Source organism: Qipengyuania mesophila (assembly GCF_019711655.1).
Taxonomy (GTDB): Bacteria; Pseudomonadota; Alphaproteobacteria; order Sphingomonadales; family Sphingomonadaceae; genus Qipengyuania; species Qipengyuania mesophila.
The window spans coordinates 1,159,339-1,174,605 of record NZ_JAIGNU010000001.1 but is presented as its reverse complement, the minus strand read 5'-3'; the positions used below and the strand labels follow the sequence as shown (position 1 = coordinate 1,174,605).

The following is a 15,267-nucleotide window of genomic DNA, read 5'->3' as shown; positions in this document are numbered from 1 at the left end:
AAATGAACCGTAGACGTCTGGCCGTTTTTATCGGCGTGATCGTTTCAATCGCCGCTGCAGTGTTTATGCTGTGGCCAAGTGGCAGTGCCGACCAGCACATTGAGGAAACGAGCGAGGAGGCCGAGCTTCCCGAAGGGCTTGTCCTGCTTGGCGCCGAACAAATCGAAGCGTCCCAGATAGAGGTCGAAACCGTCGGTCAGGGATCGGCGGTCGAGCTGGTCTTTCCGGCCACCGTCGCGGCAAGCCCGACGGCAAGTGCCCGCATCGATGCCCGCGCAGCGGGCGTAGTCCGCAGTGTCGGCAAAACGCTGGGTGATTACGTGAGGCAGGGAGAGACGATTGCCCGCATCGAGAGCGCCGACGCCGCTGCTCTTGCGGCGCAACTCAGCGCAGCGGGCGCGCGGTTCAACGAATTGTCTGCTGCCTACGATCGAGAGCGCCGCCTTTTCGAAGCCAATGTCACCGCGCGGCAGGATCTCGAGGCCGCCCGAGCCAATCTGCAGGTTGCTCAATCGGAACTTGCGCGTGCCCAAGCGGCAGTCTCGGCGGCGGGTGTTAGCGGCGACGGGCGCTCCCTCGCGGTTACGAGCCCGCTCGCGGGCCGAGTGACCTCGGCGCCTATCGTTCTCGGGTCCTTCGTCGAGGCCGGAGAAGAACTCTACCAGGTCGTGAACCCGAGCGGCATGCAGGTCGAGGTTGCCCTCCCGTCGGCTGAAGCAAGCCGCATCCAGCCTGGCGACGAGGCCACGCTGGAAATCGCGGACAACCGGGAAGTGGGTGCGCGCGTGCGATCCGTCACTCCCTCGCTCGATCCCGAAAGCCGCAGCGCTACGGCGGTCCTGTCGCTGGCAAGGCCGATCCCCGGCCTGCAACCCGGTGCGTTCTTGCAGGCACGTATCCGCCCCTCGGGTGAGGTCGATACCGGCCGCATGTCGGTGCCGGAAAGTGCCGTCCAGACAATCGATGGCGCAGAGGTGGTCTTCGTTCGCACGCGCCGCGGGTTTCAAACCCGTCGAGTGGTCACCGGTGCGCGTTCGGGAGGACGGGTGGTCATCGAGTCCGGTCTCGAAGCAAATTGGCGGATAGCCACCGCCAACGCCTTCTTGCTGAAGGCTGAACTCGAGAAGGAGGAGGCCGAGCATGGACACTGATCACATGCAGGACGCGGATCGCCCCCACCGCCATGGCCTGATCGGCATGATCCTCGACGTCGCCGTGCGCTTTCGCTGGGCGATGGTCGTGCTGACCCTCGGTGTGGCAATCTTTGGCGTGGTGAATTTGCTCCGCCTGCCCATCGATGCTGTGCCCGATATCACCAACGTACAGGTGCAGATCAACACCGAGGCACCAGCCCTTTCGCCCTCGCAAGTCGAGACGCAGGTCACCTATCCTGTCGAAACCGGGCTTGCTGGCATCGAGGGTCTGGAAATGACACGCTCGATATCGCGCAACGGGTTCAGCCAGGTGACCGCGATTTTCGAGGAAGGGACCGACATCTATTTCGCGCGTCAGCAGGTCAACGAACGGCTGACGCCCATAAGCGCTTCGCTGCCCGAGGGTGCCGAACCGGTGATGGGACCCATCTCGACCGGCTTGGGCGAAGTGCTCATGTATACCATCGAGTACGAATATCCTGACGGCAAGGAAGCGCCGCGGGGCGGAGCGGTCGGATGGCAGTCCGACGGGAGCTTCGTGACCGAACGTGGCGACCGGCTCGACAGCGATGTTGCCAAGGCTGCCTATCTGCGAACCATTCAGGACTGGGTGGTTGCACCGCTCATGCGGTCGGTCGACGGTGTGGCAGGTGTCGACTCCATCGGCGGCTTCGAAAAGCAATATCTCGTCCAACCCGATCCCGCACGATTGACCGGTTACGGTTTGTCGTTCGACGAGGTGATCGACGCGCTGGAAGCGGCCAATCTCGCCGAAGGGGCCAATTTCGTCGAACGGGCCGGTGAAGCCCTCCTCGCCCGGGTCGATGCGCGCCTCGGCAGCGTCGAGGATATCGAGCAGGCGGTCGTTTCCACCCGCGAGGGAGTGCCTATTCGCGTAGGGGACATCGCCACGGTCAGCATCGGCGGTGACCTTCGAACTGGCGCGGCGTCGCTGAATGGCGATGAAGCGGTCGTGGGCACCGTGCTCATGCGCGCGGGCGAGAATAGCCGCACCGTTTCGGCCCAGGCGGCCGAACGGCTTGAGGAAGTCCGCAGCTCCCTGCCGGAAGGAATTGTCGCGGAGATCGTCTACAACCGGTCTTCCCTGGTCGATGCGACGATCGCGACCGTCGAGAAGAACCTTGTCGAGGGCGCGCTTCTGGTCATTGCGATCCTGTTCTTGCTGCTGGGCAACATCCGGGCAGCGATCATCGCGGCGCTGGTCATCCCCTTTTCCATGCTGATGGCATCGATCGGAATGAACCGGCTCGGCGTTTCGGGCAATCTCATGAGCCTGGGTGCGCTGGACTTCGGCCTGATCGTCGATGGTGCCGTCATCATCGTCGAGAACAGCGTCGCGAGGCTCGCGGCTCGACAGGAACACGAGAGCCGACTTCTTACACTTGGTGAGAGGTTGACGGAAACGCGGCTTGCCGCGCAGGAAATGATCAAGCCAACCGTGTACGGCCAGGCGATCATTCTTCTCGTCTTCGCACCGCTTCTCACCTTTACCGGCGTCGAAGGCAAAACCTTTTCACCCATGGCGATCACGGTCATGCTCGCGCTCGCCTCGGCGTTCGTGTTGTCGCTGACCTTCGTCCCGGCAATGATCGCCATCCTGCTCAACAAAAAGCTGACCGAAAAGGAGGTCAAGCCGATCCGGATCGCCAAGGAGCGATACGGACCGCTGGTCCGCAGGGCGATCACCCGCCCCTGGCCGGTCATCGGCGTCGGCGTCGGCATCTTCGCCTTTGCGGCCTTCGTGTTCAGCTTCCTCGGGAGCGAGTTCACACCGCAATTGGACGAGCGCGACATCGCCGTGCAATCGCTGCGTATTCCTTCGACATCGCTCGAACGTTCGCTCGCGATGCAAAGGCGGGTAGAGGACCGGCTCGAGCAATTTCCGCAAGTCGAGCTTGTCTTTTCGCGGACGGGCACGGCGGAAGTGGCCAGTGACCCGATGCCGCCGAACGCTTCCGATGCGTACGTGATCCTCAAACCCCGTGAGGAATGGCCCGATCCCGACCTCGCCAAGGACGAGTTGGTCGCGCAAATGGAGAGCGCCCTCAGCAGTCTCGTCGGCAACCTTTACGAGTTCAGCCAACCGATCGAATTGCGGTTCAACGAATTGATCGCAGGCGTTCGCGGAGATGTTGCCGTCAAGATCTACGGAGACGATCTCAGCGCCATGACCTCAGCGGCGAACGAGGTTGCGGGCGTGCTGCGCAATGTCGACGGCGCCGCGGACGTCAAGGTCCAGCAAGTGACCGGGTTCCCCACCCTCGATATTGCCTTCGATCGGCCAGCGATTGCCCGTTACGGGCTGAAGGTCGAAGACGTTGCGCAATCGGTGGCGATCGCACTGGGCGGTCGGCCTGCGGGCCTCGTTTTCGAAGGCGATCGCCGCTTCGATGTGGTTGTGCGGTTGTCGGACGCGACCCGCGACGATTTCGACCAGTTGGGTGCTTTGCCGGTGCTGCTCCCGAACGGGGCAACAATACCGCTACGCTCGGTTGCCGAGTTCCGTGTGGTGGATGGTCTCGCGGAGGTTCGCCGGGAACAGGGACGCAGACTGGTGATCGTCTCGTCCAACGTGCGAGAACGCGACCTCGGGTCTTTTGTAGAAGAGGCCCAGGAAAGGGTTGCGGCGCAGGTCGAACTGCCCGCTGCCGCGTTTATCGAGTGGGGCGGTCAATACCAGAACCTCCAGGCTGCTCAGGAAAGACTTCAGATAGTCATTCCTATCGCTTTCGCGGTCATTCTCTTGCTGCTTTACATGGCGGTTGGGGGCTGGGTGCCGGCGCTCGCCGTATTCAGCGCGATCCCGTTGGCCCTGGCAGGCGGGATTTTCTCCTTGGCTCTACGCGGGATGCCATTCTCGGTATCTGCGGCGGTAGGCTTTATCGCCCTGTCGGGTGTGGCGACCTTGAATGGCCTCGTGATGGTGACTGCGATCCGTCAGCGGCTCGACAGGGGCATGGCGCTCGATGACGCCATCGTCGATGGTGGATTGGCGCGCCTAAGGCCGGTTCTCATGACCGCGCTCGTTGCATCGCTCGGCTTCGTGCCGATGGCCATTGCGACCGGGACCGGCGCGGAAGTGCAACGTCCCTTGGCGACAGTCGTCATTGGAGGGTTGATCACCGCCACCGCGCTGACCCTTTTCGTCTTGCCCGCAATCTTGAAGCTGGTTTTCGGGACCAGAGAAGATGACCGGACCTGGCGACAGCGTTGGTGGGACAGGCTGCGGCGCAATGTGACAAGCGATGAGCAGCGCGAGCTGAAGGACATCACATGACCGATCGGGAAAGGAGAATACGGTGCTGGCACTGAAGGAAAAGAACGGACTGCTCTGGATACGTGCCGGAGGCAGGCAGGGGGATGAAGCTTATGACCGCTTTGTTCCCCAATTCGAACATATCGCAGAGCGCGAGGCCGGTACCGTCCCGATGGTGATCGAGCTCGCGCCTGACTTTTCGGGTTGGAACTTCGGAGGTCTCTGGCGCGATCTCAAGTTCGACATCCGGCATAAGGATTGTTTCGGCCGGATCGCCATAATCGGCGACAGCGAATGGGAAGAGTGGGGCACGAAATTGTCATCCTCACTCTTCCGCGCCGAAATGAAGTTTTTCCGGCCATCACAGCGTAGTCATGCGGAAAGCTGGGTACAAACCGAGGAGGACGCAGCATGAGTGGCGGACATGAGGTCGATGTCGGGTCGCCTGAAAAGCGCAAGACCCTGTGGGTTGTCCTGTGGCTTAACGTGGCCATCGCGATCGGCTTTTTCGCGGTCGGGTATTTTGCCGATTCTAATGCGCTGTTGGCGAACGGCCTCGATAATTCATCCGATGCCATCGTTTATGCGCTCAGCCTGCTCGCGCTGACCCGCTCACGGACCTGGAAACGCGGGGCCGCACGTTTCTCCGGCATCATGCTGCTGATCTTCTCTGCTGGGGTTATCTTCGATGCTTACCGACGGTTTGTGGAAGGGTCCGATCCGGGCGGGATATTGATGATGGCGATGGCGTTCATCGCGGGGATGGTCAATCTCTATTGCCTGCGCCTGCTGCAGAAGATGGAGAACAAGGACGTCAATATGCGGGCGGCGACCACCTTCAGCTTCAACGACTTTATCTCTAATGGCGGGATCATTATCGCCGGCATCATTGTGATGCTGACCGGAACCAACTGGCCCGACCTCGTTGTGGGCATCGCGGTAGCTTGCATCGCTCTCTATGGCGGCATCGAGATTCTGCGCGACGCTCACATGGATAGCCACGACGATGCGGGAACCAAACACGGCGAGAAGAGGAATTGACCCTATTCGATCTTCCTGCACAATGTGTCCGATGCGCTGGCTTCGGCCGGTGTGATCGTGGCTGGCGTGCTCATTCTGCGATACGAACTTTATATCGCCGATCTGACCATCACGGTGGTCATTGGTGACTTTGTGATCTGGCAGGGCGTTACTTTGTTGCCTCGCACGGTGCGTCTCTTGATGGGCGCGGTGCCGGACGAAAGCGAGTTCGATCGCATTGTGAGCGACCTGCGTGACGCAGAAGGCGTGGCCGACGTCCATCACGTCCAAGTCTGGAGCATCAGCGAGCATTATCGCGCGCTTGAGGCGCATGTCGTTCCTGCCGAATCTTCGTTGCAGGCTTTCGAGGATGTGAAGGCGTGGGCTCGCGGTATGCTCGAGACGCGGCACGCCATCACCCATGCAACGTTCGAAGCCTGCCTCGCTGCCAACTGTGATCCGGTTATGGTCCCGGGCCATCAGGTCGAAAAGAACCAATGCCAAGACCATGATCACGACCATTGACAAGCGCGGCGATCAGGTCGGCCGCTGCAAGCAAGCAGTTTGGTAGCGCACGGCATGAACCGCCCTGCAACTCGTAAAAGAGGACCGACGAATGAAAGCTTCCGATCTTATGGTCGCCGCGCTCGAGGCCGAGGGCGTCGAATATGTTTTCGCCGTTCCAGGCGAAGAGAACCTGGATCTCCTGGAATCGCTGCGAACTTCCGCCATCACGCTGGTTCTGGCCCGTCACGAACAGGGCGCTGGCTTCATGGCGGCGACCTATGGCCGCCTGACCGGCAAGGCAGGTGTGTGCCTGGCAACGCTCGGGCCTGGTGCCACGAACCTGACCACACCGGCGGCCTATGCCGCGCTCGGGGCCTTTCCGCTCGTCATTATTACTGGGCAGAAACCGATCAAGACATCGAAACAGGCCCAGTTCCAGATTGTCGACGTCGTTTCCCTGTTTACGCCGCTCTGCAAGGCTTCGACCCAGATCGTGAACGGCAATCGCATTCCCTCGCTCGTTCGCGAAGGTTTCCGTCTGGCGCAGGAAGAAAGGCCGGGCGCTGTACTGCTCGAGCTGCCGGAAGATATCGCTGAAGAGGAAACGATCGAACCGGTCATACCTCCGCATTACAGGCGTTATGCGGTCGCCGGAGATGCTGCGCTCGACGAAGCGGCCGAGCGCATCATCGCGGCTGAGCGGCCATTGCTCCTGATCGGTGCCGGAGCGAACCGCCGCCGCGCTTCGAAAGCGTTGCGCAAATTCGTGTCTGATACCGGCTTTCCATTCTTCGACACCCAGATGGGCAAGGGCGTGGTCGATGAAGATAGCGAGCTCTATCTGGGCACCGCGGCGCTATCGTCGGGCGATTATGTTCACTGCGCAATCGAAAAGGCCGATCTGATCGTCAATATCGGTCACGACGTGGTGGAGAAGCCGCCCTTCTTCATGGAGCCGGGCGGGCAGACCGTCATCCATATCAATTACAAGGCAGCCGAAGTCGATCAGGTCTACTTCCCGCAGCTCGAGGTCATCGGCGACATCGCCGGATCGGTCGAGCGGCTGGGAAACCGCCTGGATGGCAAGCTGCAGTGCGACCGCAGCTATTATACCGCCCTGCATCACGAGATTGCATCGCACATCTCCGAGACCAGCGACGACGAACGTTTTCCAATGGTCCCCCAGCGCGTGGTTGCCGACGTACGCAGCGTAATGGCGCGCGATGATATCGTTGCGCTCGACAACGGCATCTACAAGATCTGGTTCGCCAGAAACTACATCGCCCACGAGCCTGGCACCATCCTGCTCGACAATGCATTGGCGACGATGGGCGCAGGCCTTCCATCGGCCATGATGGCGGCGATGCTGTCGCCGGGGCGCAGAGTGCTCGCGGTATGCGGCGATGGCGGGTTCATGATGAACTCGCAGGAACTGGAAACGGCCGTCAGGCTGGGCCTGAACCTCGTCGTACTCGTCCTGAACGATGCGGCATACGGCATGATCCGCTGGAAGCAGGACCAGCTCGGCTTTCCGGACTACGGCCTGACCTTTTCCAATCCCGACTTCGTCACCTACGCACAAAGCTATGGAGCGACCGGTCACCGGGTCGAACGGAGCGCAGATCTTGTGGCGGTCCTGAACGACGCATTCGAGGCTGGCGGCGTGCATCTCGTCGATCTGCCCGTCGACTATTCCGAAAACAAGAAGGTGCTGATTGATGAACTCGGCGCAAAGGTGTGTGAGCTATGAAGACGATCGTTCACAATCCGTTCGACCGCGAGCCGGTTGCAGAAGTGCCGCTAATCGACTGGCCTCAAATCGATGAATGGCTGAATGAAGCGCAGTTGCTCCACCGCGACCGCCATGGCTGGCTTGCCGTGCACGAGCGTGTCGCCATCCTCCGGCGGGCTGCGGATATCATGCGCGAACGAGCCGAGGATCTGGCTCTCCAGATCGTCAGGGAGGGCGGCAAACCGCTGGTCGATGCGCGCGTGGAAGCCGGTCGCGCGATCAACAGCGTCGACTTATGCGTTCAGGCGCTCAGCGATGGCGGCGGTCACGAGATCCCCATGGACCTGACAGAAGCGGGTGCGGGAAGGACGGCATATACCTTCCGCGAGCCGATCGGTCCTGTCGTGGCGATCTCGGCATTCAATCACCCCCTCAACCTGATCGTCCATCAGGTTGGACCGGCGGTAGCAGCCGGGTGCCCCGTTCTCATCAAGCCTGCGCTGGAAACGCCTCTGTCATGCCAGAGCTTCGTGAACATTCTCCATGAAGTCGGCCTGCCCGAGGCCTGGTGCCGGTTCGCTCCGTGCAGCGACGATGTCGCCGAAAGGATGGCAACCGATCCGCGCACGGCGTTCTTCTCATTCATCGGTTCTGCGAAAATCGGCTGGATGCTTCGCTCGAAGCTGGCGCCCGGAACCCGCATTGCTCTCGAGCACGGCGGCGCGGCGCCGGTAATCGTGGACAGCGGCGTGGAGCGCGCAGCAGTGATCGCCTCGTTGCTCAAAGGCGGGTTCTATCATTCGGGTCAGGTCTGCGTTTCCGTGCAGCGCGTATTCGTCCCTGCTGCAGAATTGAAAGACTTCGCCAATGACCTAGGGCGATCTGCCGAAAAGCTGGTCGTGGGCGATCCCGCCGATGCCGAAACCCAATGCGGACCCCTGATCCGAACGGAGGAAGTCGACCGCGTCGAACGCTGGGTCGATGAAGCCATTGCAGCAGGCGGCACCCTGGTCTGCGGGGGAAGCCGCCTGAGTGACACTCTTTTCTCCCCGACCGTCATTGTCGATCCTCCCGAAAGTGCCAAGGTATCCCAGGAAGAAATCTTCGGCCCCGTGATCTGCGTGTATGGCTATGACGATATCGACCTGGCTATCGAGCAGGCCAATGCCCTGCCTTACGCCTTTCAGGCCGCTATATTCACCGATCGGCTGTCAATCGCCAATCATTGCATACAGTCTCTGGCGGGATCGGCTGTGATGGTGAACGACCATACGGCATTCCGCGTCGACTGGATGCCTTTTGCAGGGCTGCGCCGCTCCGGGCTTGGCGTCGGCGGGATCCCCTACACTATGGCGGATATGAGCATTGAAAAAATGGCCGTCTGGAACTGGCCTGCGGCGGCATCATAGCCCGTTCGACAGACCCGGGATGGCGACACGGGCAGCTTCGCACTCGTCGGCCTTTCCCGAAGTTAAGTCTCTTATGGGCGGCCGACAAAAGCCGTGCATTGGCGAGCCTGACCGAACTGGCGCACGAGGCGCGGACATCAAGGCTCGGCGGTACCCGCAAGTGCATCGATGATGCGGCAATCGCCTACAGTGTCTTGCTCGCAGGCAGCGATCATACGCCCAAGTTCCGTCCGCAACGCCTCCAGGCTCGCGATCTTGCGCTCGACCTCGCCGAGATGGCTTCTGGCCAGAGCGTCGATGCCCGCGCAGGACCGGTCGGCATCATCGGAGAGATCGAGCAATTCCCTGATGCGTGCCATGGAGAAGCCGAGATCACGCGCGCGCCGTATGAAGTTAAGGCGCGCTTCCTCTGCTGGTCCATAATCGCGATAATTGGCCCGCGTGCGTGGAGGGGCAGCGAGGATACCCTCACGCTCGTAGAAGCGGATTGTTTCGGATTTGACGCCGGTTATCCGGGCAAGTTGACCAATTCTCATGACAAAGGCTCCTGCCGCTTGACCTTGTAGTTACTACAAGGTGCATAGGGCGGATCGACGCAAGGAGTCGAGTAAATGGGAAAGACCTGCTGCGGCCCCGATGAGGCCGGTGCAAACAACAACGATCCGACATGGCGGCGCATTCTGTGGATCGCACTGGGCCTTAATGCAATCATGTTCGGCGTGGAGATCGTGGCAGGCATTGCTGCGGATTCGCGCGCCTTGCAGGCCGACGCGCTCGACTTTCTCGGTGATGCGGCAAACTATGCTATCAGTCTCGGTGTAGCGGGGATGGCGCTCGTCTGGCGCGCGCGTGCGGCTCTCGTAAAGGCAGCGACCATGCTGGCTTTCGGCCTGTGGGTGCTCGGCTCGGCCATCTGGGGTTTCTTTGTCGGGGCGTCGCCCGACCCGGGAACGATGGGCGCCATCGGTTCTCTTGCTCTGGCGGTAAATCTCGCCGTCGCCGCGATGCTGTTCCGGTATCGCTCGGGCGACGCGAACATGCGCTCGGTGTGGATCTGTTCGCGCAACGACGCGATCGGTAATATCGCCGTGCTGGCGGCAGCGATTGGCGTTTTCGGCACCGGCCGTGCGTGGCCCGATCTGGTTGTGGCGAGCATCATGGCAGGACTGGCGGTGTGGGGAAGTGCCGAAGTCTCCAAACAGGCCCGTGGCGAACTGCGCTCTACCTAAACTCCAGAATATCCCCGCGATCGGGGGTTGGAGGAAATACATTTCCGTCTACACCCTGCTATTGCGAATTAATTGCAACAGATATAGAGACCCCTCATGCATCGCATCGTCTCCGCCACCGTCCATCCGGCACTGCGGCTCATTCTGCTGGCGCTTGCGCTGTGTCTGTCCGTCACCGCGAACGCGGAAGAACCCGACGTGCGAACCACCTGGCGTCTGCTCGATTATATCGCGGTCGACTACGCCTCCGCCGTTTCCGAGGGAAGTGTTGCCGACGAATTCGAATATCGCGAAATGGTGGAGTTTTCCGATGTCGTGGCGCGGCAGATCGCTGCATTGCCGGATACTAAAGACAATCAAGCGCTCATCCGCCGATCGGACCAGCTGCGAGCTCTGATCGCCAATAAGGAACCCGCCGAGCGAGTTGGGCGCTTAGCGCGCGCGCTGGCAGCCTCGTTGCTGACAGCCTACCCGGTTCCGCTTGCCCCTTCGCAAGCGCCCGACCTTGACCGCGCCCGCACTCTCTTCGCGCAGAACTGCGCCTCGTGTCACGGCGCCGCCGGAAGTGCGCCACCTGCCGCAATGCAGGCACTTGATCCCCCGCCGATCGACTTCACCGATATCGACCGGGCGCGGCAGCGCAGTGCGTTCGGGCTTTACCAGGTCATCACGCAAGGGCTGGAAGGAACGTCCATGGCCAGCTTCGCATCGCTGTCCGACGAGGATCGCTGGGCGCTTGCATTCCATGCCGGCAGCATTGCTTTTGAAGATGTGGCCAAGGGCGAGCGTATTTGGCGGGAAGATGATGGCATACGCCAGCTTGTCCCCGATCTCGAGACGCTCGCCGCGCTCACACCGGAAAGTCTGGCCGAGCAGATCGGCGAGGACCGTGCGCTCGCCGTCATTGCCTATCTTCGCGCCAATCCCGATGCGGTGGGACAGGCAAATGACGCAGGTTCGCTCGCCTTCGTTCGCGATACGCTCGATCGCAGCCTGTCAGCTTATCGGGCTGGCAACCGAGAGGAAGCGCGGCAGCTTGCCCTGTCTGCCTATCTCGACGGGTTCGAACCCCTGGAGGCCCTCCTTGCAACGCGCGATGGCGGTTTGATGCGCGAGGTAGAACAGGCGCTCGGGCAATTTCGGGCCGGAATAGAGTCCGGTGCGGATCCATCCGAACTACAGCAACTAAGGGCTCGCATCGATAGTCTGCTGGCCAGAGCCGAGGGAGCGTTGGCTCCTGAGGCCGCCAGCGAAATCTCGACCTTTCTCGGGGCGTTCACCATCCTGCTGCGCGAGGGGATCGAAGCACTTCTGGTTGTGATCGCCATGATCGCCTTTGTGAAAAAGTCGCAGCGCTCCGAGGTATTGCCCTATATCCATGGTGGCTGGATCGCTGCTCTTTTCGCAGGTGTCGCCACCTGGGTCGTAGCAACCTACTTCGTAAGCATCAGCGGGGCGAGCCGCGAGATGACCGAAGGGATCGGCGCGCTGCTTGCGGCTGTCATTCTCGTATCGGTCGGGATCTGGATGCACGGCAAATCCCAGGCCGAGGAGTGGCGGCGCTATATCCAGGAAAAAATGGGCAAGGCGCTTTCGCGCGGATCGGCATGGTTTCTCTTCGGGCTCGCCTTTGTCGTGGTCTACCGCGAAGCTTTCGAGACTATCCTGTTCTACGCTGCCCTGTGGAACCCGCAGAGCAGCGGCATCATACTGGCAGGTGCCTTGTCGGCAGTAGCGCTGCTGGCGCTCATTGCTTGGGCCATGCTGCGCTACAGCCGCAAACTGCCGATCACCCAGTTCTTCCGCTACAGTGCTATCCTGATTGCGATCCTTGCGGTCATTCTCGCGGGCAAGGGCGTGGGCGCTTTCCAGGAGGCCGGAGTTCTTTCCGCCACTTTCATCGCCGGCTTGCCGCGCCTCGCCGAACTCGGCTTCTTCCCGACTGTCGAGACGATCGGCGCGCAATTGCTCACGCTGCTGGCCCTGATTGCCGGATTTCGGGTAAGTCGATCACCATCGGGACCGCAGCCGGCAGCTGTCGAGGGATAGGAGATCCCGGTTTGCGATCAGCGGGGTCCGGTGCCGAGACGGCGCGCGAGCCACAAGGTGGCGGTGGGAACCGCGACCCACATCACGATCGGTACCAGGCCGATTTTGGTCCCGGGCACAAGCGGCATGATTGCACTATAGGACCACCCCCAGTCGGCACCGACAGCCAGCACTTCGACCATGGCAGTAATGGCCAGGCCGATTCCCAGGAACACGACCAAACGCGAGATCGGCCAGTCTACGAGCCACGGCGTTTTACCACTGCCGACAGAGGCGCCGAGATAAGCGGCCACCATGATCCCGGCATCGCCGAACGAGGCCAGGCCGCAGCGACGTGCTGCCTCGGCAGGCGACAGACCTCCCGACTGGTAGAAAGGAAGCTGAAGCATCTCCCAGGCGAATGCGATAAGAATTCCGAATATCGCGATCCAGAGGGCTGGATGAGCACCGCGCCATTCGCGCGATTCCTCAGAGATTTGGTCCTGATCCTGCATCGTCTGATTCGTCACTCCTGCGATCTCCGTCCCGTCCCCATCGCTCAGGTATCGAATTTGGGAAGAGCGAGGCCGCGCAGGCGCAGGGCGTTGCCGATCACCGATACCGAAGACAGGCTCATCGCTGCGGCCGCGATCATCGGGTTCAAAAGCAACCCGGTCCATGGATAGAGGACACCTGCTGCGACCGGTATGCCGAGCGCATTATACGCAAAGGCAAAGAACAGGTTCTGCCTGATGTTGCGCATAGTGGCCCGAGACAGGACGAGCGCCTGAACAACGCCGACGAGGTCGCCGCGCACCAATGTCACGCCCGCGCTTTCGATCGCGACATCGGTACCCGTTCCCATCGCGATGCCGACATGCGAAGCGGCAAGCGCGGGTGCGTCGTTTATGCCGTCGCCGGCCATAGCGACCCGGCGACCCTCGCTCTTCAACTGCTCGATCTTGCGATGTTTGTCCTCGGGCGAGACATTCGCTTCGACTTCGTCGATACCGACCTGGCTTGCTACCGCACGCGCGGTGGCTTCGCTGTCGCCGGTAAGCATCACGATCTTGATGCCGCGCTCATGCAGCGCGGCAATAGCGGTGCGGCTGGTTTCCTTGATCGGATCGGCGACAGCGATAAGGCCTGCCGGTGCCCCGTCCACGGCCACGAACATCACCGTCTGTCCGAGGCTTCGGCCTTCGTCCGCCGTTGACCGCCAGCCTTCTTCGAGCGCCCCTATACGCTCCATCATCTTTTCATTCCCGATCGCGACCCTGCGCTTGTCGACATTTGCCTGGATGCCTTCGCCGGTCACGGACTCGATATCGGAAGCGTCGAGAATGGCAGCGCCCCTGTTTTGAGCCCCTTCCACGATCGCGTGGGCGAGCGGATGCTCGCTTCCTCTCTCAACGGCAGCGACAAGGCTCAGCAACTCCTGCTCGTCGAAATCTGACTGCGGTTTTACGTCGACAAGATCGGGCTTGCCCCGGGTCAGTGTGCCGGTCTTGTCGACAACCAGCGTATCGATCTTTTCCAGCGTTTCGAGCGCTTCGGCGTTCTTGATCAGGATGCCGTGCTGGGCTCCCTTGCCGGTGCCGGTCATGATCGACATTGGCGTCGCCAGTCCGAGCGCGCAGGGACAGGCGATGATCAGAACGGCGACCGCGTTGACGAGCGCGTAGGCAAGGGCCGGTGCCGGTCCCCAGATGGCCCAGACGACAAAACTCACGATAGCGACAAGGACGACGATGGGCACGAACCATCCGGTGACTTGGTCGGCGAGCCGCTGGATCGGTGCCCGGCTGCGCTGCGCCTCCGCCACCATCTGCACGATCTTCGAGAGCATGGTGTCCGCGCCGACCTGCGTCGCGCGCATGGTGAAGCTGCCGGTCTGGTTGACAGTGCCTCCGATCACGGGATCGCCAGCGCTTTTCTTGACGGGAATGGGCTCGCCGCTGATCATGGACTCGTCGATGGCGCTGCTTCCATCCTCGAGCGTACCATCGACGGGGACCTTGTCGCCCGGACGCACGCGCAGCAGGTCCCCCGACGTCAATTCATCGAGCGGTACTTCGCGCTCATCGCCGCGACCGAAGATCTTCATCGCGGTCGGGGGCGCGAGTTCGAGAAGCGCTCGCAAGGCGCTCGATGTCGATCCGCGCGCCTTGAGCTCGAGCACCTGCCCGAGCAGCACGAGGGTCGTGATAACCGCTGCGGCCTCGTAATAGACGCCGACCCGGCCCGCATGATCGCGGAAAGCCTCGGGGAAGATGTCCGGGGCGAGGGTTGCCACAAGGCTGAACAGATAAGCGATGGCAACGCCGAAGCCGATCAGGGTGAACATGTTGAGGTTCATGGTTCGGACTGATTGCAGCGCGCGGGTGAAGAAGGGCCAGCCGCCCCAAAGCACCACCGGAGTGGCCAGCAGAAGCTGCAGCCACTGCGCGAAAGCGGGTTCGATGACCTGATCGAACGGTCGCGACGGGATCATGTCGCCCATCGCATAGGCGAAGAGCGGCAGGGTGAAGAGCGCGCTCCACCAGAACCTTCGCCGCATGTCGACGAGTTCGGGATCGGGGCCCTCGTTCAAGGTGACCGTTTCGGGTTCGAGGGCCATCCCGCATATCGGGCAGGAGCCCGGCCCCGGCTGCCGGATCTCCGGATGCATCGGACAGGTGTATATCGTACCTTCCGGGACATCCTCGACAGCATCGAGGTGCGCCTTCGAAAGATACATCTCCGGATCCGCGCGGAACTTGTCGAGGCAGCGCGAGGAGCAGAAGTAATGGTCGCCACCCTCGTGTCGATCGATGAAGCGGGCGCCGTCCATCTTCACGCTCATTCCGCAAACGGGGTCGGTCGCCGTACCCTCGATTGCATTGTGCCCATCGCTCATCTGTCGTTCTCC

Annotated in this window: 12 protein-coding genes; 9 read left to right on the top strand and 3 right to left on the bottom strand. The window is 61.5% G+C overall.

The features are described from left to right. Positions 1–2: 2 nt before the first annotated feature. The 7 genes from K3181_RS05875 (at position 3) to K3181_RS05845 (ending at position 9,099) form a co-directional block, all read left to right on the top strand. A complete protein-coding gene (locus K3181_RS05875) occupies positions 3–1,151 on the top strand; it encodes an efflux RND transporter periplasmic adaptor subunit (protein WP_221601660.1) in 1,149 nt (382 codons plus the stop codon). 37 nt (positions 1,152–1,188) lie between these two features. Continuing rightward, complete coding sequence (locus K3181_RS05870) at positions 1,189–4,452, top strand: efflux RND transporter permease subunit (protein ID WP_221597448.1); 3,264 nt, start codon at positions 1,189–1,191, stop codon at positions 4,450–4,452. Between the two features lie 22 nt (positions 4,453–4,474). Further along, entirely contained in the window at positions 4,475–4,846 is a 372-nt protein-coding gene (locus tag K3181_RS05865) for a SpoIIAA family protein (RefSeq protein WP_123880457.1), read from the top strand. Further along, positions 4,843–5,472 (top strand): cation diffusion facilitator family transporter, encoded by a 630-nt coding sequence (locus K3181_RS05860; protein ID WP_008603820.1) that lies wholly within the window; start codon positions 4,843–4,845, stop codon positions 5,470–5,472. The genes K3181_RS05865 and K3181_RS05860 overlap by 4 nt, the downstream gene beginning before the upstream one ends. 24 nt (positions 5,473–5,496) lie before the next feature. Next, positions 5,497–5,976 carry a cation transporter dimerization domain-containing protein gene (locus K3181_RS05855; RefSeq protein WP_230782970.1) on the top strand — a complete coding sequence of 160 codons (480 nt, stop codon included), beginning with the start codon at positions 5,497–5,499 and terminating at the stop codon, positions 5,974–5,976. 91 nt (positions 5,977–6,067) lie between these two features. Then, the gene (locus K3181_RS05850; protein WP_221601658.1) at positions 6,068–7,708 is read left to right on the top strand and encodes an acetolactate synthase large subunit; all 1,641 of its coding nucleotides are present in this window, start codon (positions 6,068–6,070) and stop codon (positions 7,706–7,708) included. Further along, on the top strand, positions 7,705–9,099 hold the full coding sequence (locus K3181_RS05845; protein WP_221601656.1) for an aldehyde dehydrogenase family protein: 1,395 nt from the start codon (positions 7,705–7,707) through the stop codon (positions 9,097–9,099). The genes K3181_RS05850 and K3181_RS05845 overlap by 4 nt, the downstream gene beginning before the upstream one ends. A 137-nt stretch (positions 9,100–9,236) precedes the next feature. Here K3181_RS05845 and K3181_RS05840 read toward each other — a convergent pair whose 3' ends face one another. Continuing rightward, a complete protein-coding gene (locus K3181_RS05840; protein ID WP_060703638.1) occupies positions 9,237–9,635 on the bottom strand; it encodes a MerR family transcriptional regulator in 399 nt (132 codons plus the stop codon). 75 nt (positions 9,636–9,710) lie between these two features. Here K3181_RS05840 and K3181_RS05835 point away from each other — a divergent pair, with 75 nt between their 5' ends. Both K3181_RS05835 and K3181_RS05830 read left to right on the top strand, forming a co-directional pair. Beyond that, positions 9,711–10,328, top strand: a complete 618-nt coding sequence (locus K3181_RS05835) for a cation efflux transmembrane domain-containing protein (RefSeq protein ID WP_010240550.1) — start codon at positions 9,711–9,713, stop codon at positions 10,326–10,328. 96 nt (positions 10,329–10,424) lie between these two features. Then, a complete protein-coding gene (locus tag K3181_RS05830) occupies positions 10,425–12,377 on the top strand; it encodes a cytochrome c/FTR1 family iron permease (RefSeq protein WP_221601654.1) in 1,953 nt (650 codons plus the stop codon). 17 nt (positions 12,378–12,394) lie between these two features. Here the strand turns inward: K3181_RS05830 and K3181_RS05825 are convergent, their stop codons facing one another. Together K3181_RS05825 and K3181_RS05820 are read right to left on the bottom strand one after the other, a co-directional pair. Continuing rightward, positions 12,395–12,886 carry a hypothetical protein gene (locus K3181_RS05825; protein WP_230279358.1) on the bottom strand — a complete coding sequence of 164 codons (492 nt, stop codon included), beginning with the start codon at positions 12,884–12,886 and terminating at the stop codon, positions 12,395–12,397. 29 nt (positions 12,887–12,915) lie between these two features. Further along, positions 12,916–15,255, bottom strand: a complete 2,340-nt coding sequence (locus K3181_RS05820; RefSeq protein ID WP_086491589.1) for a heavy metal translocating P-type ATPase — start codon at positions 15,253–15,255, stop codon at positions 12,916–12,918. Positions 15,256–15,267: the final 12 nt, after the last annotated feature.